Genomic DNA, 20,872 nt, shown 5'->3' with positions numbered 1-20,872 from the left:
TTCGCCCTGCGGGCAGCCTCGCTGCGCCAATCTGCTCCGGCAGATTGGTCCCGTTTCAGGAATCGAACTGGCCCCGGAAAGCAGACGCGGTTGAACGGCCTAATCGGTGACCAATCTACGAGAAGAACCGCTCGACCATCTGACGATCACAGCCTTGTCAACCCCCGCTTTTCGCAGCAGCAAGCAGCATTTTTGACATCCTCCCCGTCCTTCAGGGCGGGGAGGATGTCAAAGAGAAAATGAAAAGCCCGAACGGCGGCAACCATTCGGGCTTCCTCAACCGCCGCCGATCCGGAATCCATTCCCACCGTCTCCGTCGGACACCTTCTCCGCGACGACCCGAACCGCCGTGCCCGAAACCCCGACCAGGGCCATGCCGCCTTTCGGCTTGAAGTCGATGTATTCGTAGTCGATCGCGACGCCGATGACGGCGTTGGCGCCGGCGGCCCCCGCTCGCTCCACCATCTGTAGCAGCGCCCGTTCGCGGGCGTCCTCCAAACCTTTCTCGTACCCCCGGCTCCGTCCGCCCCAAACGTTCCGGAACGCCGCGAAGAGATCGCGGACGGCGTCCAGGCCTTCCACGGCGACGCCGGACACGACGCCGAGATGCTCGGTGATGCGAAAACCCTCGAGGGTGGGCGTGGTGGCGACGATCATGAGGAGCTTCTCCGACGGAAACGACATGAGCCGATTATGCCCGCGAAAAAAGCGTCCGACGCTGCACAAAGTTCCGATTTCGGCCATTTATTGCAACGCCGCTGCGGTTCAGTTTCGCCAGAATAGGGCCATCCGATTCGAAAGGAGGTCCTCCGTGGAACCCGTCTCGCTCCCGAAACACATCGACGACCCCATTCATCTCATCTTGTGGCCGGCCGACGAAATGGCCGCGTTCGTCACCTGCCTGATCGGCGGCATGCTGATCGGGCAACTAATCCTCGCCGTGGCGATCGGCGTGATGGCGGTCAAGTTCTACCGCCGCTTTCGCGACAACCGGCCGGACGGTTATCCCCTGCATGCCGCCTACTGGCTGGGCCTGCTGCCGAGCCGGGCGGTCACCATCCCGAATCCGTTCATCCGGAGGTATCTGCCGTGAGATTGTCGGACTTCCTGAAAACCTGGCACGGCATCGAAGCCGAGAACCGCTTTGGCCGCCTCGTCATCCTGGGGCTGCTCGCGATCGGCGTGATCACCTCGCTGGCCGCCTGGCGTACCGAACGCAGCATCGTGCTCGTGCCGCCGACGCTCACGCACGAGGTGGACATCACCCGCTCGAAGGCCTCCGGCGAGTACAAGGAAGCCTGGGGACTGTATCTTGCCGAGCTGCTCGGCAATGTGACGCCGGCGACAGCCGACTTTCTGAAAGAAGCCATCGAGCCGATTCTGGCCCCAAGCATCTACCGCACCGTGCTCGACGCCATGGCCGAGCAGATCAAGGCGATCCAGATGGACCGGGTGACGATCAGCTTTCGGCCGCGCCAGGTGTTGTTCGAGGAAGAGACCAACAAGGTGTTCGTCTCCGGCGAACTGACTAGCCAGGGACCGAATAGCCATCCGGACGTCCGCCGGCGCACCTACGAATTCGTGCTCAGCATCAAGAACTACCGGCCTCGGCTGGACTACATCGACGTCTACCCGGACGAGCCGAAGACCCTGCAACGCTTGAAAGCGACGTCGAACACAGAGGGCAAGTCATGAGCGCCAAGACGCGAAACCTAAACCGCCTCGCGTTCGCCCTCCTGGCGAGCCTGTCCCTGCCGCTCCGCGCCGAACCGGACCCCGCCCAGGCGGTGGAGCTCCTGCCGGTATCGGCAAGGGCGCTGCAAGACGCCGTCCGTCACGCCGAGACCGAGGAACCGGCGACGCTGACGCCGGAGACCGTGCGGGTGTCGCCCGGCGTCAATGAATTGCTGCCGGTCGCGCTCGGTCATCTGAACCGGATCGTCACGCCGTTCGAGCACCCGGTGGTGACGACCGTCTCCAATGCGCAGACCCAAACCAAGGGCCGGGTCGTGTATGTCGCGCCCGCCGACGAGACGCCGGTGACCCTCTATCTGACGCCGGGTGACAACCCCGAATTTGCGCTGTCGCTGACCCTGATCCCGAAACGGATCCCCGCGCGGGAAATCCGCCTCGGCCTCGATCCGGACGCGTACAAGACCCTGGGCCAGCTGCAGCGCCAGGCGCAATCCGGGGCCGGTTCGGCCGGAGCCGATCCGCCGGCGTACGTGGCCCGGCTGAAAGCGATCTTTCGCGAACTCGGGCTGCAACGGACGCCGCGCGGGTTCGACCTCAGGGCGCCGGACCGCTCGGAGACGATCCGGTGCGGCCAGCCGGCGCTCGAGACCCGGACCGGCCAGGCCCTGGAAGGCCGCGACCTGGTGATCCTGGTGGGCGTCGCCAGCAACCGGGGACGCGAGACGATCGAGATCGACGAGCGGACCTGCGCCGATCTCGACGGCGGCGTCCTGGCGGTGGCGGCCTGGCCGAGGGTGGTTCTCGCGCCGGGCGAGGCCACCGAGCTCTATATCGCGCGACGGCGGGCGCCGGATGAGGAAACCGCGGCGCGGCCGTCCCTGCTGACGGACGGAGCGATGCCATGAGGGGGCTCGTGCAAGGTTGGTGGGCGGCCTTGACGCCGGAAGCCAAACGCAACCTCGCGGTCGCGGGGTTCGCGGCCGCCGGCCTCACGGGCGTGGTGGGACTCGCCCTGCTGGCGCCCGAGGTGGCCCAGCCGGTCAACAAGCAGGCGGTGGTCAAACACATCCTCACCGACACCGATCCCCGCGCCCTGGGCCTCGACGGGCTGGCCGCGCAGTTGCGGGAGCAGTCGCGGCAGTTTGCGGAATTCCGCCAAAAACTCCAGACCATCGAGGAGCAGCAGAAATCCCAGCGTCTGTCCGACGAGGAGCGGTTCAAGCGCTACACGACCGCGGAGCGCCAAGCCTATGAAGAGCGGATGAAAGCGCTCGCCGCCGAGGTCGATGCCCTCCGCAACCCGCCGGGAAGCGCCGAAGGCACGGCTTCGGAAAAACGGCCCCAGCGGCCGGCCCGTCCGAGCCGGGGTCCGGGCGATCGCGACGATCTCAATGCCGTGTTCGAGCAGGCGTCGCGCGCGCCGGCGGGACCCGCGTACGGCGCCGGGGCGTCCACCGGACGGCCGGTCCAGAATGCGCCGGCCGCGCCGCTCCAGATCCGGGTGATCAAGGACGATACCCTAGCGACCGCCTCCAACGCCCTGCCGACGCCCTCCGTTCAGCATCCGCCGGTGTTCATCCCCGCCGGCAGCATTCTGAGCGGCGTGCTCCTCAACGGCATGGATGCGCCGACCGGCCGGAAGGCGCAGAAGCAGCCGATGCCGGTTCTGGTACGGGTGAAGCAGGAGGCCATTCTGCCGAACCGCTTCCGGGCCGACGTTCGGGAGTGCTTTCTGGTGTCGGCGGGCTACGGCGATCTCAGCGCGGAGCGGGCGTACATCCGGAGCGAAACCTTCTCCTGCGTCCGCGACGACGGCGGCGTGATCGAAGTGCCGCTCGACGCCTACGCCACCGGCGAGGACGGCAAGACCGGCATCCGCGGGCGCGTGGTCGAAAAGCGCGGCCAGCTCCTCGCGAACGCCCTGGCCGCGGGCTTCCTGAGGGGCTTTTCCGACGCCTTCGGCCGCAATCAGATCCCGGTCATTTTGACCGGCGGCGCGGGTTTGACCGGCGGCGCCGCCCCGTTCCAGCGCGCCTTCAGCCAGCAGGCGATGGAAGGCGGGGCGCTCCGGGGCGCGGGCTACGCGATGGACCGGCTGGCGCACTACTACATGGACTTGGCCGAGAACCTGTTTCCGGTCATCGAGGTCGACGCGAGCCGCAAGGTCAGCTTCATCGTGCAGAAAGGCACGACTTTGAAGCTGAATCATTGAGTTGAGTCGCCGCCGACCCCGAAAGCCGTTTTGGCTAAACAAACACGGAGTATCCATGCATGTACAACTTCAAACGCTGGGCGCTGACCACCATGCTAGCGGTCGTCGCCGTTCTGATGTTCTCGTTTTTTTGGAGGGCTGATCGCGGGTGGCTGGATCTGTTGACCATCTCAGCATTGACGGCGGCGGCCAGCGTGGGCCTCAACTATTGGCTGGATCAGCAGAGCGCGGCCTATGCCCGACGCATTGCCGCCGGCAACACCCTGACCTGGGACGTGTTGATGAACGGCGTGAAGATCGGCACCGTGACCGATGCGCAGTACGCCGCGATGCAGCGGTCCGCTTTCCGAGACTACCGAAACGCGGTGGCGCAGTTGCTTAACTTCGGTCACATGGTCTTGGTCGCGCTCGGCAAGCTGGTCATCGTGGTGCCTGGTCTGGCGTTCTGGATGGCAGCCGGCATGGCGCTTTCCCCACCGGAATCGTCCGTCGAGATCGTGCGGGAGGTTCACAAAGCCGATCCGGCCACGATCGCCTCGGCTATGCGCTCGCTTCTAGACGCTGCCGTCGCGGTGTCGGTAATAGTCATCCCCATGACGGCCATCATGGGGTTCCGCTTCGGCTTCAGGAACTACTATTCGGCAGCCGTCGCACGGATGCTGCGCATGCACTGCGGCACACCGGCCGAAGGGGACATTCATCTGTACCGTATGGTTTTGGGTGCCGAATTGCCGAACCAAAGTGCGTGTTTTGGCCATTTTTTGCAGCGCCGGGACAGCCGCAACCCGTTAATCTGACGCCAACAACGAGGATTTGCTCATGACTTCGACATCCCTCCGATCGACCCTGTCTCTTCTTCCGGTGCTCGGCGCTCTGAGCGGGCCGGCGGCCGCCGGCGACGGTCTGCCGATGACGGCGGCCTTGCCGGCGGTGGACCTCCTGAATGTCAAGATCGACGGCCTGAAGGCGTTGCCCATCTCGGGGCTCCAGATGGTCAAATCCGGCGACCGGACGTTCTTTCTGTCGCCGAACGGCCGGTTCGTGTTCCAGGGCACCGTCACCGACGTGTGGAACCAGGTCAAGATCGAGACCCTGGAGGATGTGGACCGGATCGCGAACCGCATCGATCTCGCCCGGATGAAACTGAAGCTCGACGATCTGGGACCCGTGACCTACGGCACCGGCCGGGAACAGGCGGTGGTGTTCGTCGATCCGCGCTGCCCGTACTGCGCCAAGGTGCAGCATCAGATGGAGGCCCTCAAGGACCGTTACACGTTCCAGCTGGTTTCCGTGCCGGTCCTGGGGGCGGAATCGCAAAGCCTGGTGGTCAGACTCGGTTGCCTCCTGCAAACCGGGGCCAGGGATCAGGCACGCGATGCGCTGATGCATCAGCGCTACGACGGGATTCCGGCCGAGGTAGGCCCGGACTGCGATCGCACGCCGATGCAGAAAGCATTGGTAACGGCGCACCTGTTCGGGATCGACGCGGTACCGTTCCTGATCGCGCCGGACGGGCGCACGTTCAAGGGAGCGCCGGACGACCTGGCCGGTTGGCTGGCCGGGGAGGCGGCCGCGCGCGTTGAACGGGCCTTACCGAACGTCAAAGGGGGCCGCTCATGAGACGGCTCGCACTCGTCGCCATCGCGGTGGCGCTGAGCGGTTGCGCCGCCAAGTATGGCTGCAAGGGCATGCCGAACGATCCCGTCTGTCTGTCCACCACCGACGCCTATAAGGCCTCGAACCATTCGGTTTCGCCGCCGTCATCGGGCGATGCCCGAAAGAAAGGAAAGGAAGTGCGTGCCGCGCTCGCCGACGTGGCTCCGGCGCGATGGGCGCGGGCTCCGTACCCGAAGATCGACGACCCGACGCCGATCCGGACCCCGTCCCGCGTCATGCGGGTCTGGATCGCTCCGTGGGAGGACGCCGAGGGCGATCTGATGGTGTCGAGCTACATCTACACGGAACTCGAGCCGCGCCGCTGGATGATCGGCCCGGCGGCGCCGGCGGTCGCGCCGTCGCTGGCTCCCCTTCAGGTCGAACAGCGCCCGACGGAAACGTCGCCGCGAAAATCTGCGGCGGGCACCGGCGTCTTCGTACCTTCGGCCGATACCGACGACGACTAGGCGAACAACACCAGCGCCTCGGTTCAGGGTTTAAGTGACCTGAACCGGGGGGCCGAGGCCTGCGGGCAACCGCGCAAGCCACCGGGGTCACACACGCTCCGAGGACCGGCGGGCAACCGCCTCACCGACCGGGAAGCGATTCCCGAGGATCGGCGGGCAACCGCCTTTCGATATCCACGGAGTTACTTATGAACGTCATGTGCAATCGAATGCTGTGCATTCGAAAGAAGGTGTCGGGCTGGATCGGGAAGCTGTTCGGAGGATCCAAGCCCAAAACGGTTCGCGACCCGATCCAGGGGTTCCGGCCGAGCGCCACGCCGCCTCGGCGACACACGACCACGGTGGCGCTACTGACCCTCGTCGCCCCGTTCCTCGTCCTCCTCGCGCCCGAGGCCATGGCCGGGGCCGGCGGCGCCGAGTTCAACGACATCTACGCCACTCTGACCGGCTGGGTCTCCGGCATTCTCGGCCGGGTCATCGCGATCTGCTTCGTCATCGTCGGTCTGGTGGCCGGGGTGGTTCGCGGCAGCATCATGGGATTCGTCATGGGCGTGGCGAGCGGCGTCGGCCTGTTCGCGACCCCGACTATCATCGACAACATCGTGACGGCGGTCATTTAAACCGTCAGGAGGTGCATTGCTGAAAACGGCTCCGGCGCGCGCTTGGGCGTGCGCCGGGCCCTTCGAGAACGCGACAGGATCGAATCGTATGTCCACGGTACAGGTCATCGACCGGAACGGACAGCCGTTAAAGCCGTGCCATCCGGCGCGTGCCCGTCAGTTGGTGAAAGGAAACCGGGCCAGGGTGGTTGCCCTCAAGCCCTATACGATCCAGCTGACATCGCCGCCGTCCACGCGTGACAACGGCCACCATATGCCAACGGAGACGCCATGAAAATTCCCAAAGTCCACCGGGTGGATGAGCTCTTCACCACCCTGGCCTACGATCCCGACGAGAAACTGTTTCTCCACGCGGATCAGTCCTTGAGTTTCGGATTCCTCTGCCGGCCCCTGACCGGCGCCGACCCGAATCTGCCGTCCCGCGTCAATGTTCTGCTGAACCAGGATTGGCCCACCGATACGCTCCTCCAGGTCAGTCTCTGGACCTCGCCCGACATCGAGGAGTCCCTCGCGGTGATGAAGGCACGCCGTCTCCGGCAGACGCAAGCGACCTATCAGGCCATGACCGAGGCCGCCGTCGAGTTTCTCCGGAACGGAACCGAGGTCCCGCCGGAAACGGTGTCCGGCGCGCGCCTTCGCCGCACCCAGGTGATCGTCGCCGTCAAGCTCCCCATCGTGGCCCCCAGGCCGAGCCTGCAGGATCTGGCCCGCGCGGCGGAACTCAGGATGGCGACGGAACAGTCGCTTGCGACCATCGGCCTCCTACCCGAGGCGCTCGGCAACGATCTCTACGTCCGGACGCTCTCGACGATCCTCAATTGGGGCGACCAGGCCGGCTGGAAGGACCGGATCATCCCCGAGTGCGATATCCGGCAACTCATCCGCGATCAATTGTTCGACTACGACACCGACCTCCGCACGGACGAGCGGGGTCTCTGGCTCGGGCGGAAACGGGTCAAGATGCTGTCGGTCAAACGGACCCCCGATCAGATGTATTTCGGCGGCGCCAAGAGCTATTTGGGCGACCTCCTGTCGGGCACGCGCGGCATCCGGCAAAACGTGCTGATCACGGTCACGCTGCACTATCCGGATGCGGAAAGCACCCGCGCGCGGCTCGAGAGCGTCCGCCAATTCATCACCAATCAGGCCGCGACACCGATCGCTCGGTTTCTACCGGTGCTGCAACAGCGGAAGCAAAACTTCGACATTCTGTTCGAGGCCTTCGCCGACGGCGACCGGCCGATCCGCGCCTATTTCGGCCTCGCGCTCTTTTGCAATGAGGCCGAGGAGGCGCAGGCGGTGTCCAATGCGCGGGTGTACTTTCGGGAGCTGGGCTTCCAATTGCTGGAGGACAAGTATTTCGCCTTGCCGTTGTTTCTGAACTGCCTGCCGTTCGGCGCCGAGCGCGCGGCGATCGCTTCGCTCCAACGCTACCGGACGCTGGCGACCCGCCACGCCATTCCGCTTTTGCCCCTGTTCGGCGATTGGCAGGGCACCGGGACGCCCACCCTCAATTTCATCTCCCGGAACGGGGAGCAGATGAGCGTGTCGCTGTTCGACACCACCGGCAACTACAACCTCTGCATCGCTGCGGAATCGGGCAAGGGCAAGTCGTTCCTGACCAACGAGATCATCGCCAATTATCTCGCCGAAGGCGCCCAGGTCTGGGTCATCGACGTCGGCCGGTCCTACGAGAACCTGGCCGAAATGCTCGACGGCGATTTCATCCAGTTCACGCACGAGGCCGTGATCGGCCTGAATCCGTTCCCGCTCATCCAGAATTGGGCGGAAGAGGCGGACATGGTCGCGGGCCTCGTCACGGCGATGGCGGCGCCCACCGAAAAGCTGACCGACTTCCAGACCGCGAGTCTCAAGCGCGTGCTCAAGGATCTCTGGACCGAAAAGGGCCGGGCGATGAGCGTGGACGACGTGGCGGACCGTCTCTGCGCGGAGACCGACCAGCGCGTCGTCGACATCGGGATGCAGCTGTTCCCGTTCACGGCCCATGGCGAGTACGGCCGCTATTTCAACGGACCCAACACCGCCCGGTTTCGGAACGATTTCACCGTGCTGGAACTGGAGGAGCTCAAGGGCCGGAAACACTTGCAGCAGGTGGTCCTCCTGCAGCTCATTTATCAGATCCAGCAGACGATGTTCTTGGGCGAGCGCGCCCGGCCGAAGATCGTCATCATCGACGAGGCCTGGGACCTCCTGACCGAGGGGGACGTTTCCAAGTTCATGGAGCACGGCTACCGGCGGTTCCGGAAATACGGCGGCGCCGCGATCACCATCACCCAGTCCGTCAACGACCTGTACCGGAATCCCGCGGGACGGGCCATCGTCGAAAATTCGGCCAACATGTACCTCTTGGGTCAGAAGGCGGAGGTCATCGACCAATTGAGGCAGGACCGCCGCCTGCCGTTGAGCGAGGGCGGCTATGAACTCCTGAAGACGGTGCACACGCTGCCGGGCGCCTATTCGGAGATCTTCTTTCTCACCGAAATGGGCTCCGGCATTGGCCGGCTGATCGTCGATCCCTTCAAGCGCATCCTGTTCTCCACCAAGCCGCAGGACGTGCAGGCGCTCCGCGAATACCGGCGCCAGGGGCTGAACCTCGACGACGCCATCCGCCGGGTCCTCGAAGCGCGGGACACGCGGGAGCACGCCCATGCCGCGTAAGGTTACCTGGATGCTGGCGATGGTCGTGATCGCCGCCGTGTGCGGCGCGCTGGCCGGCACCCTGACCGTGCGCCAGGCGCTCACCGAACCGCTGGAGCGCCTGGCGCTGACCACCCCGGTTTTCGTCCTCGACCGCGCGGCCGTCATCAAGTCGCTTCCGCCGTCGGCTTCCGAAGCCGAGATTCACCGTACCGTCGCCGCCTTGCGCGAGCAAGCCTCGCGCCTGGGAGCCGCCGGTTACCTCATCATCGACGCCACCGCCGTTCTGGCCGCCCCGGAGGACTTATATGTTCGACCACCGAACTGACGCTTTACCGCTTCACACCGCACCCGCGCGCCGGCGCGTGCCGTTACGCGCCTTCCTGGGACGGGCGCTGCCGCTGCTCGCGCTGATTCTTGCGGCCGAGTATTACCTGGGGCACCGGTTCCGCCTTGGCATCGACGCGCAAAAGGATACCTGCCTCGACGGCGCCCGGATCGTCCTGATCGACACCTACGACCAGAACATCTGGCGCGGCGATCTGGTCGCGTTCCGCGCCGAGCGCATGGCGCCCTATTTCGAGGACGGGCGCACCATCGTCAAGCTTGTGGCGGGCGTCAGCGGCGATCGGGTTCGGGTGGACGAGGTCCGGACGACGGTGAATGGCGCGGAAATCGCCCGCGGGTTGCCTCTGTCCGACAAGCTGAAAAAGGCGCCGGCCGCCTTCCGGCGCGAGGAGACCGTGCCGCCGGGCGCCTATTGGGTGACCGGCACGACCCCGAAGAGCTTCGATTCCCGCTACTGGGGGCATGTGTACGACCGGCAGATCATCGGGCGGGTTTATGCGCTCTTTTGACCGAGTGGTTGCCCTGGTGCTTGCCGCCCAGTACGCCTCGGGGGGATGGGCCGAGGAAGACTGGCTGACGCGCTCACGCGCCATTCTCGACGCTACCCGCAAGACGCAACGGCCAGCGTGGCTTGACGAGAATCCCCACCGGGAGAAGGCCGAACGTCAGGCGCGGGAAACGATGGACGCCACGCCGAAACCGGACCTGCCGGGTGTCGGCGCGCCTCTGCCGGACGGGGACGGCTCAGTCGGACGGCACATCGTGATCTACGTTTCGTCTGCGTTAGGACGTGACGCGCTCAAGGACGTGTTCGAGGCGGCGGCGGGGCAATCCGATGTCCTGATCGTGTTCCGCGGCCCCCGCCCGGGGCAGAAGATCCCGACCTTCGTCGCCGAACTCCGGGACCTGTTGAAAGACATCGAGCCCGCCCCGAACGTCGGTCTCGATCCCCACCGCTTTCGGACCCACGACGTGACCGCGGTTCCCGTCATGATGCTCGAAGACGGGGGGCGAGTCCTGGCTCGCGTCCGGGGTGTGACCGGAATCGACGGGTTCCGGCGGCAACTGGCGGCGGGCCGCCAGGGCGACCTCGGCGCGCAGGGGCCAGTCCTTGAGGTGGCGGAAATCGATCTCATCGAGGAGATGCAACGCCGTTTGGCCGCGATCGATTGGCACGACAAGAAACGGCAGGCGCTGACCCGGTTCTGGGACCGAGCCCGGTTCGTCGAATTGCCGGAAACGACGGAAAACCGGGACCGCTCGATCGATCTCACCGTGACCGCGCCGCGCGATCTGATCGCGCCAGACGGTACGGTCGTGGTGCGCGCCGGCGAGACCGTCAATCCTCTGGACAAGCGACCCTTTACCCTGCGGCTGGTGGTCTTCGACGGCACGCGGCCCGATCAGGTCGAAACCGCGGCCCGGCTCGGACAGGAGACCGACGGGAAACGCGTGGTTTATATCACGACCCGCCTTGAACGTGAGGACGGCTGGAACGCTCTGGCCGCACTCGAACGACGGCTGGAGAACCCGGTTTACCTGCTAACCCCGGAGGTCCGAAGCCGTTTTCAGCTGGAGCGCGTGCCCGCGGTCGTCGAGGCGGAGGGCAAGAGGGTTCGGATTTGGGAGATTCGGGCGGCGAGTCCGGACGCGCGAGAAGGAGAGCCGTCGTGAACGGGTCCGCTTTTATCCAAAGCCGGGTTAAAACCTTGGTCCTCGTACTGCTGATAACCGGTCTGTCGCTGGCCAATGCCAAGGTGTCGGCAGCCGAGGAGGGGGAGGGGAAAGCCTTGGATCCCCTGTGTCCCGATGCGGAGGTCTGGTCCGGCAAGTTGATCACCGACATCTGTTGGGGGTGCCTCTTTCCGATCCGGATCGCCGGCGGGGCCTGGGGAGACGGCGAGGTGCCGGACGGCGTCACCGACAAGATCCTCTGTGCCTGCGATTCGCCGACCGGGATCCCGGAACTCGGCCTGACCTTGGGACTCTGGAGTCCCGCCCGGCTGATCGAGATCGTTCGGAATCCCTGGTGCGCGCCGGCTCTGGGCGGGGCGGTACTGAACGAATCCGCAGTCTCGCGCCTTCGGCTTCTGGGGACGGCGGGCCACGCGGAGTATGACGCCAGCGAAACCTCCTTTTACAACTATCACTATTACGCCTTCCCGCTCTACATCCTGCTCGATCTATTCTGGGACGACCGCTGCAATGCCGACGGCTATCGCGATTTCGACCTCTTGTATGTTTCGGAGCTCGATCCCACCTGGAGCAACGACGAACTGGCTTTCTTCACCAACCCCGAAGCCGTCCTCTTCGCGAATCCCATCGCGGTCGCGGCCTGCGCGGTCGATGGCGTCGCGGCCACCGCCGGCCACCCGATCGATGCGATGTTCTGGTGTGCCGGCACCTGGGGTCACATGTACCCCTTATCCGGGGTGGCCTACACCTCGGCCGGCACCGATCCGCGGATTTCCAGCCTGCTCGCGACCCGCGCCACGGCGGCCCTGCATCGGCGCGGGCTGGCGTGGAAGACGGTCGGCAACGACGCCTTGTGCGGCGGCAACATCTACCCGTTCATGCCGAAGAACCAGTACCGGATGAGTCTTTTCTATCCGGTGGCCGAGACGGACCGCACGCACGCGATCGGCGAAAGCACCTTCCGGTGGGGCGTGGGCCGAACCTATCCCGGGCCCGGCGAAGATCATGTCTATCTCCTGTGGCGCTGGCAGGACTGCTGTGCGGGGATCTGAACCATGACGCCAGCCTGGGTCCGCCGCCATCCCGTCTTCACTTGGCCCCTCGTCGCCGTGCTCAATATCGCGGTCGCCTGGACGCCGTTTGGCCTCGCTTATGGCGATGCGTTCGATGAGGCAGCGAGTCAGGGCCAGACGGCCGGCCGTTCGGCGGTCGAGGCCTTCCACTTTCCGGATCTGAACGAAGCTAATGGCACGCTGACCTTAAATCCGGGCACTGCGCACGAGTCGTCACTCCAGGTCAAGGATCTCTTTCCCGATGCGGATCAGGGCAACCTGAGCGATTTTACCGGGCTGTACGGGGACAACGCCGGCACCGTTGCGGCGGGCCTCGATGCCCAAACGGCGCTCAAGACCGAAGCGACCCAGACCGGCGAAGCGTACCGGACCGTGATCGACGCCGCCCACCGCGCCCATCCGGACCTCAGGAACGATCCGGTCTGGACCAAGACCGACGATGTGCTCGACCACCATGACCTGTTCGCGAAAACGTTCGCCGATTGCACGGCCTCCACGGTCTTCACGGACGATGAATTCGAGGCTCGCTTGCCCGACTACAAGACCTGTGTCCGTGTGCCGAGTCCGCCGTCCGCCTGCACCGCGACCCGGCAGTACACCGTTTCCCAGGACACGGTCGAGGTGAAGCTCGGCACGATTGGCAAGCACAACGTTTCCTTTAGCTTCGATTTGAAAAACGGCACAGGCACCTGGTGGAGCGATATCGGTGCAGGCGGCAGCATCGTCGTACCAAAACTCGATTACGCGACCATCTGCGACGGCTCGGCGCCTTACCGGATTCGCCATGTCAAGACCGTGGGCTGGCTGGATTCCGGTCTTTGGAGCAACGACGGCGGTTATCAGGTCGACGATTCGGTCTCGCAGGGCATTGCGCAGATGCCGTCCTGCGAAAACGGCCTGGTGGGCACGTTTTGGCAACACGACGTCGGCGGCGAAAATTGGGTGATGGCCGCGAAGCTGTATTTCAGCGTCGAGCGCATCGAGAAGGTCGAGTGGCTCTGGTCGAATGCGAAATGTCCGGAGCTAGTGAGCGCGGTTCAGGACAACCTGTGCCGGAACACCAGCGTGAGCTGTACCCAAGATCCTGGGATGTACAACGCAGCGCTTCAGCAAAAGTGTTTCGAATACAATGGCGTGCGGATTTGCGAATCGGACCTGCCGGAGCCGTTGTTCCCGCAACTCGGCAAGACCTGCGGCGCCGTCTCGATCGACGCCGAGTGCGATTTCACCGGCGGTGTCGGGTCCTGCTGGACCGACAGCGCGGGCGAACACTGCCTGACGCCGGGCGAGGAGGGCGGACAATCCTGCGAGGCTCTCGAAGCCGAAGGCTGCGCGTTCATCCGTTCGGAGTGCGTGGACGGCGCGCAAGGGGGAGCCTCGGGCGCCTGCTGGCGGTCCAGCGACCTCTACGACTGCGGCACGACGCAACCCATTCCGACGCTCCGAAGCGCCAGCAAGCAGACCTGCGCCGGTCCGATCCGCTGCATGGGCGAGGACTGCGTCACCGTGGACCGGACCCAAAGTCAGGATTTCGTGCGGGCGGTGGCCGCCCTTCAGGCATCGCAGCAAATGGCCATGGACACGGTGTGCGAGACCGTGATCAACGAGCAGGAAGGGCAGGGCTTCGAGTTCACGACCTGCCGGGTCTTCAAGGGCGAGGCGCGCGCGTGCAAGATCGCGGGCGGACTGGTCACGCTGGTCGATTGTTGCAACGCGCCGACCTCGACCGACCTCGGCGACTATATCGATCTGTTGTTCGCCGTCGGGCAGCTAGACAGCGCGATCGTGAGGCTCCACAAAGCGAATAGGACGCTGGGCGCGTGGGAGGAACTTCGAAAACCCGTCGTCAGCGTCTGGGACACGGTCGCCGGATTCTACGACCAGGCAGTGAACGCGATCACCGGATCGACCGAGGCCGCGGCGAGCACGGTGGCGAAGGAGGGGCTGATCAGCCAGTTCCAGACGATGCTGATGAAGGAGGTGGCAACCTGGGTGGGGCAGACGTTCGGGGGGGCGGCGGGAAACCTTCTGTTCAGCTATGCCACGACAAACGGGGCTCAATCAGCTTTCACGCCGTCCGGTCAACTCGCCTCCAATTCGGGGGGCACGCTGCAACTCGGCGGCGGCGGCGCCTATGTTGGCACTGCGCTGAACATGATCATGATGGCCTACACCATCTACATGATCGTGGTCATCGTCGTCCAGATCGTCTTCGAGTGCGAGCAGTCGGAGTATGAGTTGGTGGCTAGGAAGGAGCTGAAGAGCTGTACCTACCTGGGCACGTATTGCGAGGAGACGAATGAGTTCGGCGTCTGTTTCCTGCACAAGGAGAGCTACTGTTGCTTCGCGTCGCCGCTCGCGAGGATCCTGCAGGAACAGATCCGCCCCCAACTCGGCATGAGCTTCGGCAAGAAGGAGGAACCCGATTGCAGCGGCATTCCGGTCGAGAAATTGCAGTATGTCGACTGGTCCAAGGTCAACCTCGACGAATGGCTGGCCATCCTGGCAGCCACGGGCCATCTGCCGGACGCGGCGAGCGCCGCCGCGAAACTGAACCTGGATCGGCTGACGGGCGCGGGCAGCCGGCTCAACGTCGACGGCACGCGCCAGAATACGCTGGACCGCAACCGAACCCGGCTTGACGGGCTCGACGTGCCGGCGATCCGCCGCGAGGCCGAGGAACAAGGCTGGGCCTTGGGGCCAAAGTGACGTGTGTTTCCGAACCCTGGGGGCAAAGTGAATTTCAATCGATAGAAGGAGAACGACAGTGGAAAGGTTGTTTTTACGGGGAGCCATCTTGATCGGTTTGTCTTTAGCAAATGCCGGATGCGCGATGTTCGGCCGGTTTCATCCGGTCGACTTTTACGAACGCGATCCGAAATACAGCCTCGCTTTGCAGATCGCGCTCGCAACCGGCCTGACCAGCCCCAACGTCTATACCGGAAAACCCGAGCCGCTCAACGACGTGCCGCGCGCTCAATTGGCCGCGGCGTTGAAGGGCACGGACTCCGGCGCCGCCGGTCGGGAGCTCCTTCATGCCGCAGGCCTTGCTACAGGAGTTCGCAAGTTAACGGGCGCCGGGATCGCGCCGCCTGGTTTTTCACTCGCCGGCGCCGGCGCGATGTCGATTTTGAGTGTGCTCACATCGGCACCCCGAAAACATCCGGTCCTCGAAAATCATATTTGGGTCTGGATGCCGGCAAGCGAGGCGCTAAATCAAGAAGCGGCGGCAGCAAAGTTAAGCGCTCTGCTCTTCGATACCTACATGAAAACGTTGCCAGAGCCGTACCGGTTTGTCCGAACGGAGACCGAACGATACCCCGGACTGATAAGCGATACCGTTGAGACAAATCATGTCATTGAAGGTGGTGAATGTGATGGCCAACGACAACGCTGTTACACGCGTCCGCTTAAGCTGGAATCGCTCAGACCGCTGTCAAAGTCGCCGGAGTGGATCGGTGGTAAGGCCGCTTACTTTGTGGAGGCTTTTGCCGGCGCGTGGTTATTTCATCCGTTGAGAGATGTTCATGATAAACCAGAGGAAAGGATAGCCATTGGCAAAGCCCCCCATCTTCAACGCATGAGCGCCGCTCTCCCCGACTGGGTGTACATCTACAGCGCGCCCACGAACGAACGGCCGTATCCCGTCATCTTCCACCGGGGCGAGACGCTGTATTTCATCGAGCCCGAAAACCAATCCAAGAACCAGGCAAATTGACGGAGCCCGCGATGACCGACCCGACCAACTTCACCCCGAAGAACCAAAATGCATCGGATGACGGCTGGGCGCGTGAGGCTCTGCTACGAATTGTTGAAGAAAACCTGAAGGAATGGCGCCGGTCCCGGCGGTGGCGTTTCGCCTTCAAGGCGCTGTCGTACAGCTTTGTGGCGTTGATGTTGGTAATGACCGCCTTTTCAGGCTGGCAGACGTTCAAAGCGCAGCACAGTCCCCATGCCGCAGTGATCAAAATCATGGGGGAGATTTCAGCCGAGTCCGGAGCCAACGCCGACCGGATCATCCAAGGTATTCGCCGGGCGTTTTCGAACGAGTCTGCGAAGGCGGTCATTCTCGAGATCAACAGCCCGGGCGGCAGCCCGGTCCAAGCCGGCATGGTTTACGACGAGATTAAAGCTCTCAAGGCTAAACATCCGGAAAAAACAATTATTGCGATTATCGACGATGTTGGCGCGTCCGCCGCCTACTACATCGCAGTGGCGGCCGATCAAATTTACGCCAGCCGGGCAAGTGTCGTGGGCTCGATCGGCGTACGGATGGATTCGTTCGGGTTTACCGGGCTGATGGAAAAGCTCGGCATCGAGCGAAGGCTGTATACCGCGGGGAAATACAAAGGGATCATGGACATGTTTACCGAGCCCGAACCTGAAGCCTTGGCCCAAATTCGCGCGACGCTCGACACGATTCACCGGCAATTCATCGGTGTTGTGAAGGAAGGCCGAGGTGAGCGGCTGACGGATGATCCCAATCTCTTCACCGGGATGTTTTGGTCGGGGGAAGAGGGTAGGACGCTAGGGCTGATCGACGGATTTGGCGATGTTCGGCACGTGGCGGAAAACGTCCTGAGTCTAGATACGTCCCTGGATTACACGCCGCCGGAAAATCTTCTGACGAGCCTCGGGAAGCTGCACACTGCGGTTTCCAGCCTGCTCAGCGGCCTCGTCAGTCTCGTGACCTCGGCGGAACATCCGGTTGCCTTGCGCAGCATGCTGGGAACTGACTTCTAAGCCGCCTACTCGGCGGAACACGGAAGAAATAACCGGAGGTCCGCCGCTCCAAAGTGGAAAAGAACACTCACCGTTTCGCAGGGTTGCGCAAGCGTCCCAAGAAGCTTTCCGCTCAGCGCGCGATTCAGCGGATACGAGGCGGCATCAAAGACCAAACACGTCCTCGATGGCCTGCGCCGTCAGCACCCGTTCGCCCCACTGGAGCAACGTGTCCGCATCGGCGTGACGCAAGCGCTCCCTATGGGTTTCCTCCAAAGGACCAAATCGAAGTTCCAAAAGCCTCAGCAATAAGGTTGCTTCACCTTCTTGCCGGCCTTCTTGCCGACCTTGCTGTAAGCCCTTCTCCATGCCCTGACGTTTCCATTCTTCCGTCCACTCGGTGACGCGTTCCGCCAACATGCTCTGCACCTCTTGCAAGTCGTTGATACGGCCCAATTCTACCCCCGGCAACCGGCCCGGCAAAAACACCCGTTTCAGCCACACCGTGAAGGCCCGCCGCAGAGAGCTCTGTTCCGGCGCCTGCAACCAGGTGCCCAAGGCCGCGAGTATCCGTTCCACGTCTTGCGGCGTCCGGCTGTTCTCCAACCGAAACAGCGCCGCGGCGAGATTTCGGAGCGGCGCGAGTTCGCTCTCGGCATAGCGGCCTTCGTCCAGCAGGAAATACCTCAACCGAGGACGGTAAGTCTCCAATCCGCCCGGAACCGGCACGATAAGATCGGCGATATCGGTGGGGGCGCTCCAACGCGGGTTGCCGTTGTAGAGGACGATCGGCAAGACCGGCGGCAACCGCCCTTCGCCGGCAAGTTGTCCGGTCCGGACGAGATCCTGGTAGAGCAACCCCAGGTAGACCAGGATGCGGACCGCCATGTAGCGATCCACCGTCGATTGGAACTCGATGAGCAGATAGACGTATAGCCACTCCCGGCCCCAACGCACCCGCCAAATGACATCGTCTTCCCGCTCCCGGAGGTCGTCGGCCACATAGCTGCCGTTGACCTTTTCGAGACTATCGAAGTCCAGCTGCTGCACCCAGTCCTCGCGGACGAATCCCCGCAACAGGTCCGCCACCATCTCGGCGTGGGAAAACAGCAATTTGTAGCTTTGATCGTGATCCATGGGCGTATCGCGGCAAAAATCTGGAGTTCGGACTGATTGACAGCCGATCAATTTAGAGACAAAAATTAGACCCGTCTCGGCGCTTGCCGTCGCGGCAGACCTAGCTGGGGTCTCAAACAAAACAGCCCGATGCCAGCCGTTGGGAAATCGTTCCTTACGGCTATAGACGCAATCCGTCGTTCCCGAACTTCTTTCGAAGTCCAGTTCCCGCGTCCCGCGAGGCGGTTAGCCGCCTTTCGCCATTTCCTACGTGTCCAATCGAGCGGCCAGCCAAGCCTGATCGCCCTGCGGATTCAATCCAAACACCCGTGATCCCTTTTCCCCTGATCTCGTGCGAACGAGGCCAGCGGAAAAGCCGATTGTTCACGCGCTCGTTTCGACGGGCGTCGATCCTGCCTTCGGGCAGGCGTTCCGCCTCGAGGCGGCGGGGAAGCGCGTCTTCTCCGAGCCGGGTGCGTCAAGACCGGAGTTCGCGGCCGCAAGGCCCTGTCAGCAACCCATTCAGGGGAGACCGCTCCCCTAGGGGTCGTGGCTCCCCTGATTTTTCAGAGGAGATACGACCATGATGAATAAGCAATTTTGGAAAGACTTTCTGTTCTGGCTGGAGTCCGCGAAGGTCGGTGAAATCTTCGCCGCCCGAGACGAAGCCAGGGAGAAAGCCAGGTCCTCGCAGTGCCGGGAGATCAGGTCCGATCTGCGTCGGATGATTCGTCTGATGGACGAGGAACTTCTGACGCGCTCCGATTTGGTCCGCTCGGTACGACGCCGAGCGAACCGCGGTAGCTGAGGCGGGAATACAACCATTCCGCTTCCGCCATTCGTTCGCGGTCGCCACGTACCCCGTCGAACAGCGCATAGAGCGCTTGTTCATGAAGATCGTCGCGGCCGCCTTTCATGACTTTCATTTTCACGGTTTGCCTCCGGTTTGAATGACACAGATCAGGATAATCCGGCGAGCCATCCATGCAACCCATCCAGGGGGGATACAACCCCTGATGGGGGACGTGTCTCCCCTGATTCTTCAGAAGGAGACACAACGATGAAAGAAGTATTCAAGATCATTCGGCGCTTTTGCATGGAAGCGACGGATCACGAGTTGATCGAAAAACTCGATGCGATCGATGCGGTCTTGGAGAGTTCCGATGAGGACCTCAGAAGAGGTCTCACTCGGGTGGCGGACCTTCTCCGCGAGGAACTCCAGGCGCGCCGTGAGGTTGCCCGTCTGGATCGCAAAGGATAAGCCGTAAGCGCGCCTTCGGTTCCAGGGCGGCGAGTATTTGCCCGAGCAGCCGCATATCGTTCCGATGAAAGGCTTCGATAGCTGCCTGCTCCAGTGACTCTCGTTGCCCAGCGATTACTGTCAAATCAACCATCTGATCCTCCAACGAGGCAAGTCAGCAACCCGCTAGGGGAGACCCATCCCCTGGCGGGACGTGTCTCCCCTGATTTTTCAGAAGGAGACACACCATGAGCATCATCACCAAAGACTTTTTTAGGTTTCTAGAAACGGCGTCCCAAGGCGAGCTGTTCGCTTTCCGGGACAAACTGTACGAGGCCCGCCGAAAAATTCGCGACCAGGACTACCGCCGGGAGATCCGTCTCGCCATTAGGCGGGTGGATGAGGAGTTGGTGGCTCGGGCGGAGTTGGCGGCCTTTCTTCGCCGCCGACAAGCCTGAGCTTGCCCCGTTCGATCAGGCGCTCGTCAATGGCGAGCGCTTTGTCGAGCCATGCCGGGTCGTCGGTCATGGCGTATTGAAAGACCGCTTGCACACCTTCTTCGAGGAGCGTGTCGCGGCCGCCTTTCATGACTTTCATTTTCACGGTATGCCTCCGGTTTGAACGACCTTAGTTCAGGATAACCGGGCAAACCCGATTCGCAAACGTTGAAGTCGCCATCAGAAACGCCGGTCATGGCTCGAAAGCTCGTGAGCTCGTCTGGCGTCAGTCTGAGGCGATTGCCCAATTTGATCATGTCGGAAGAGTTACTCGCGCGCAGGGAAGCGGGCGATTAAACAACGTTGAGCTTCTGGCGCGCCATCAACTGACGCAGGGTTCGTTCATACACCTCGTCATCGCCATCGACGATCGCCAGAAGCGCTCTTCGTTCGAGACTGGGCTTGCCTTTGGCAATTCGGTCTCGAAGAAAATCAAGAAAGAAGGGAGACGCTCTTCGCCGCGCCTCCAGGTAATCCCGGTAGGTCCGAACGGAGCGGATGTCGATCCCTGCTCGAGCGAAGTAGGGGCGCAGCTCCTTCAGTCCCTGATCCGAGAACACGATGCGGCCGTCGTCTTCGACGCGGTAGGTATCAAACTCGATCATAGGGTTGGCCTCTTTGCGATCCGAGAAGAGAGGATAACCCGATCATTCCATCACGCAACCCCGAGGGGAGCCTCATGTCCCCTTGGGGATCATGCGCCTTCTCGCCGGGTGAAACCCTGAAAAGGAGACAATAGATGTATCAGGCTTTTTCGATTGCAGAAACGTTCGGGATTCAAGCCCCGGCCAAGCTGACCGTCGAAGGCTTCTCCGACGGCAACCATCCCAAAATCCCGGTCAAACGGGACTACCTGTTCCGCAGGGAACCGCT

General features: G+C 63.0%; 24 protein-coding genes. 21 read left to right on the top strand and 3 right to left on the bottom strand.

Features of this window, described 5'->3' with window-relative positions:
- Positions 1–276: 276 nt before the first annotated feature.
- Positions 277–744 carry a YbjQ family protein gene (locus JOD69_RS15300; protein ID WP_348529964.1) on the bottom strand — a complete coding sequence of 156 codons (468 nt, stop codon included), beginning with the start codon at positions 742–744 and terminating at the stop codon, positions 277–279.
- A gap of 67 nt (positions 745–811) precedes the next feature.
- Between JOD69_RS15300 and traL the strand changes: the two genes are divergently transcribed.
- The 17 genes from traL (at position 812) to JOD69_RS15215 (ending at position 17,167) form a co-directional block, all read left to right on the top strand.
- Positions 812–1,093 (top strand): type IV conjugative transfer system protein TraL, encoded by a 282-nt coding sequence (gene traL / locus JOD69_RS15295; RefSeq protein ID WP_210024036.1) that lies wholly within the window; start codon positions 812–814, stop codon positions 1,091–1,093.
- Entirely contained in the window at positions 1,090–1,695 is a 606-nt protein-coding gene (locus JOD69_RS15290; RefSeq protein WP_086133875.1) for a TraE/TraK family type IV conjugative transfer system protein, read from the top strand. Before traL ends, JOD69_RS15290 begins: the two co-directional genes overlap by 4 nt.
- Positions 1,692–2,600, top strand: coding sequence for a type-F conjugative transfer system secretin TraK (locus tag JOD69_RS15285; protein ID WP_156881491.1), 909 nt, complete (start codon positions 1,692–1,694; stop codon positions 2,598–2,600). Before JOD69_RS15290 ends, JOD69_RS15285 begins: the two co-directional genes overlap by 4 nt.
- A 29-nt stretch (positions 2,601–2,629) precedes the next feature.
- Positions 2,630–3,907 carry a TraB/VirB10 family protein gene (locus JOD69_RS15280; RefSeq protein ID WP_245245617.1) on the top strand — a complete coding sequence of 426 codons (1,278 nt, stop codon included), beginning with the start codon at positions 2,630–2,632 and terminating at the stop codon, positions 3,905–3,907.
- Positions 3,908–3,966: 59 nt separating this feature from the next.
- The gene (locus JOD69_RS15275) at positions 3,967–4,704 is read left to right on the top strand and encodes a hypothetical protein (protein WP_210024034.1); all 738 of its coding nucleotides are present in this window, start codon (positions 3,967–3,969) and stop codon (positions 4,702–4,704) included.
- A gap of 22 nt (positions 4,705–4,726) precedes the next feature.
- Positions 4,727–5,527, top strand: a complete 801-nt coding sequence (locus JOD69_RS15270) for a DsbC family protein (RefSeq protein ID WP_156881488.1) — start codon at positions 4,727–4,729, stop codon at positions 5,525–5,527.
- Positions 5,524–6,030, top strand: a complete 507-nt coding sequence (locus tag JOD69_RS15265; RefSeq protein ID WP_210024033.1) for a TraV family lipoprotein — start codon at positions 5,524–5,526, stop codon at positions 6,028–6,030. Before JOD69_RS15270 ends, JOD69_RS15265 begins: the two co-directional genes overlap by 4 nt.
- Positions 6,031–6,218: 188 nt before the next feature.
- Positions 6,219–6,650 (top strand): TrbC/VirB2 family protein, encoded by a 432-nt coding sequence (locus tag JOD69_RS24715; RefSeq protein WP_240506892.1) that lies wholly within the window; start codon positions 6,219–6,221, stop codon positions 6,648–6,650.
- 88 nt (positions 6,651–6,738) lie between these two features.
- A complete protein-coding gene (locus JOD69_RS15255; RefSeq protein ID WP_086133869.1) occupies positions 6,739–6,924 on the top strand; it encodes an RRXRR domain-containing protein in 186 nt (61 codons plus the stop codon).
- Entirely contained in the window at positions 6,921–9,329 is a 2,409-nt protein-coding gene (gene traC / locus JOD69_RS15250) for a type IV secretion system protein TraC (RefSeq protein ID WP_156881486.1), read from the top strand. The genes JOD69_RS15255 and traC overlap by 4 nt, the downstream gene beginning before the upstream one ends.
- Entirely contained in the window at positions 9,319–9,636 is a 318-nt protein-coding gene (locus tag JOD69_RS15245) for a hypothetical protein (protein WP_156881485.1), read from the top strand. The genes traC and JOD69_RS15245 overlap by 11 nt, the downstream gene beginning before the upstream one ends.
- Positions 9,617–10,165 carry a signal peptidase I gene (gene lepB, locus JOD69_RS15240; protein ID WP_156881484.1) on the top strand — a complete coding sequence of 183 codons (549 nt, stop codon included), beginning with the start codon at positions 9,617–9,619 and terminating at the stop codon, positions 10,163–10,165. The genes JOD69_RS15245 and lepB overlap by 20 nt, the downstream gene beginning before the upstream one ends.
- The gene (locus JOD69_RS15235) at positions 10,152–11,330 is read left to right on the top strand and encodes a TrbC family F-type conjugative pilus assembly protein (protein WP_156881483.1); all 1,179 of its coding nucleotides are present in this window, start codon (positions 10,152–10,154) and stop codon (positions 11,328–11,330) included. Before lepB ends, JOD69_RS15235 begins: the two co-directional genes overlap by 14 nt.
- 53 nt (positions 11,331–11,383) lie before the next feature.
- A complete protein-coding gene (locus JOD69_RS15230) occupies positions 11,384–12,403 on the top strand; it encodes a TraU family protein (protein ID WP_348529966.1) in 1,020 nt (339 codons plus the stop codon).
- A gap of 3 nt (positions 12,404–12,406) precedes the next feature.
- Positions 12,407–15,133, top strand: a complete 2,727-nt coding sequence (gene traN / locus JOD69_RS15225) for a conjugal transfer mating pair stabilization protein TraN (RefSeq protein ID WP_210024032.1) — start codon at positions 12,407–12,409, stop codon at positions 15,131–15,133.
- 58 nt (positions 15,134–15,191) lie between these two features.
- Entirely contained in the window at positions 15,192–16,142 is a 951-nt protein-coding gene (locus JOD69_RS15220) for a hypothetical protein (RefSeq protein WP_086133862.1), read from the top strand.
- Between the two features lie 11 nt (positions 16,143–16,153).
- Positions 16,154–17,167 carry a S49 family peptidase gene (locus JOD69_RS15215; RefSeq protein ID WP_210024031.1) on the top strand — a complete coding sequence of 338 codons (1,014 nt, stop codon included), beginning with the start codon at positions 16,154–16,156 and terminating at the stop codon, positions 17,165–17,167.
- A 144-nt stretch (positions 17,168–17,311) separates the two neighbouring features.
- Here the strand turns inward: JOD69_RS15215 and JOD69_RS15210 are convergent, their stop codons facing one another.
- A complete protein-coding gene (locus tag JOD69_RS15210; protein WP_156881479.1) occupies positions 17,312–18,283 on the bottom strand; it encodes an Rpn family recombination-promoting nuclease/putative transposase in 972 nt (323 codons plus the stop codon).
- Between the two features lie 562 nt (positions 18,284–18,845).
- Between JOD69_RS15210 and JOD69_RS15205 the strand changes: the two genes are divergently transcribed.
- The 4 genes from JOD69_RS15205 to JOD69_RS15190 all read left to right on the top strand — a co-directional run bounded on the left by JOD69_RS15205 (position 18,846) and on the right by JOD69_RS15190 (position 20,123).
- Positions 18,846–19,070, top strand: a complete 225-nt coding sequence (locus tag JOD69_RS15205; RefSeq protein ID WP_156881478.1) for a hypothetical protein — start codon at positions 18,846–18,848, stop codon at positions 19,068–19,070.
- 252 nt (positions 19,071–19,322) lie between these two features.
- Entirely contained in the window at positions 19,323–19,523 is a 201-nt protein-coding gene (locus JOD69_RS15200) for a hypothetical protein (protein ID WP_156881477.1), read from the top strand.
- A gap of 227 nt (positions 19,524–19,750) precedes the next feature.
- Positions 19,751–19,960 (top strand): hypothetical protein, encoded by a 210-nt coding sequence (locus JOD69_RS15195; protein WP_210024030.1) that lies wholly within the window; start codon positions 19,751–19,753, stop codon positions 19,958–19,960.
- Positions 19,902–20,123: a hypothetical protein gene (locus JOD69_RS15190; protein WP_210024029.1), complete on the top strand. Its 222-nt coding sequence runs from the start codon at positions 19,902–19,904 to the stop codon at positions 20,121–20,123. The genes JOD69_RS15195 and JOD69_RS15190 overlap by 59 nt, the downstream gene beginning before the upstream one ends.
- A 169-nt stretch (positions 20,124–20,292) precedes the next feature.
- On the opposite strand, the gene JOD69_RS15185 is transcribed toward JOD69_RS15190, so the two are convergent.
- Positions 20,293–20,604, bottom strand: coding sequence for a hypothetical protein (locus JOD69_RS15185; protein ID WP_156881475.1), 312 nt, complete (start codon positions 20,602–20,604; stop codon positions 20,293–20,295).
- Positions 20,605–20,872 lie beyond the last annotated feature (268 nt).

This window comes from Methylocaldum sp. RMAD-M, assembly GCF_017832375.1.
Taxonomy (GTDB): Bacteria; Pseudomonadota; Gammaproteobacteria; order Methylococcales; family Methylococcaceae; genus Methylocaldum.
This window is presented reverse-complemented; position numbering and strand designations above follow the sequence as displayed.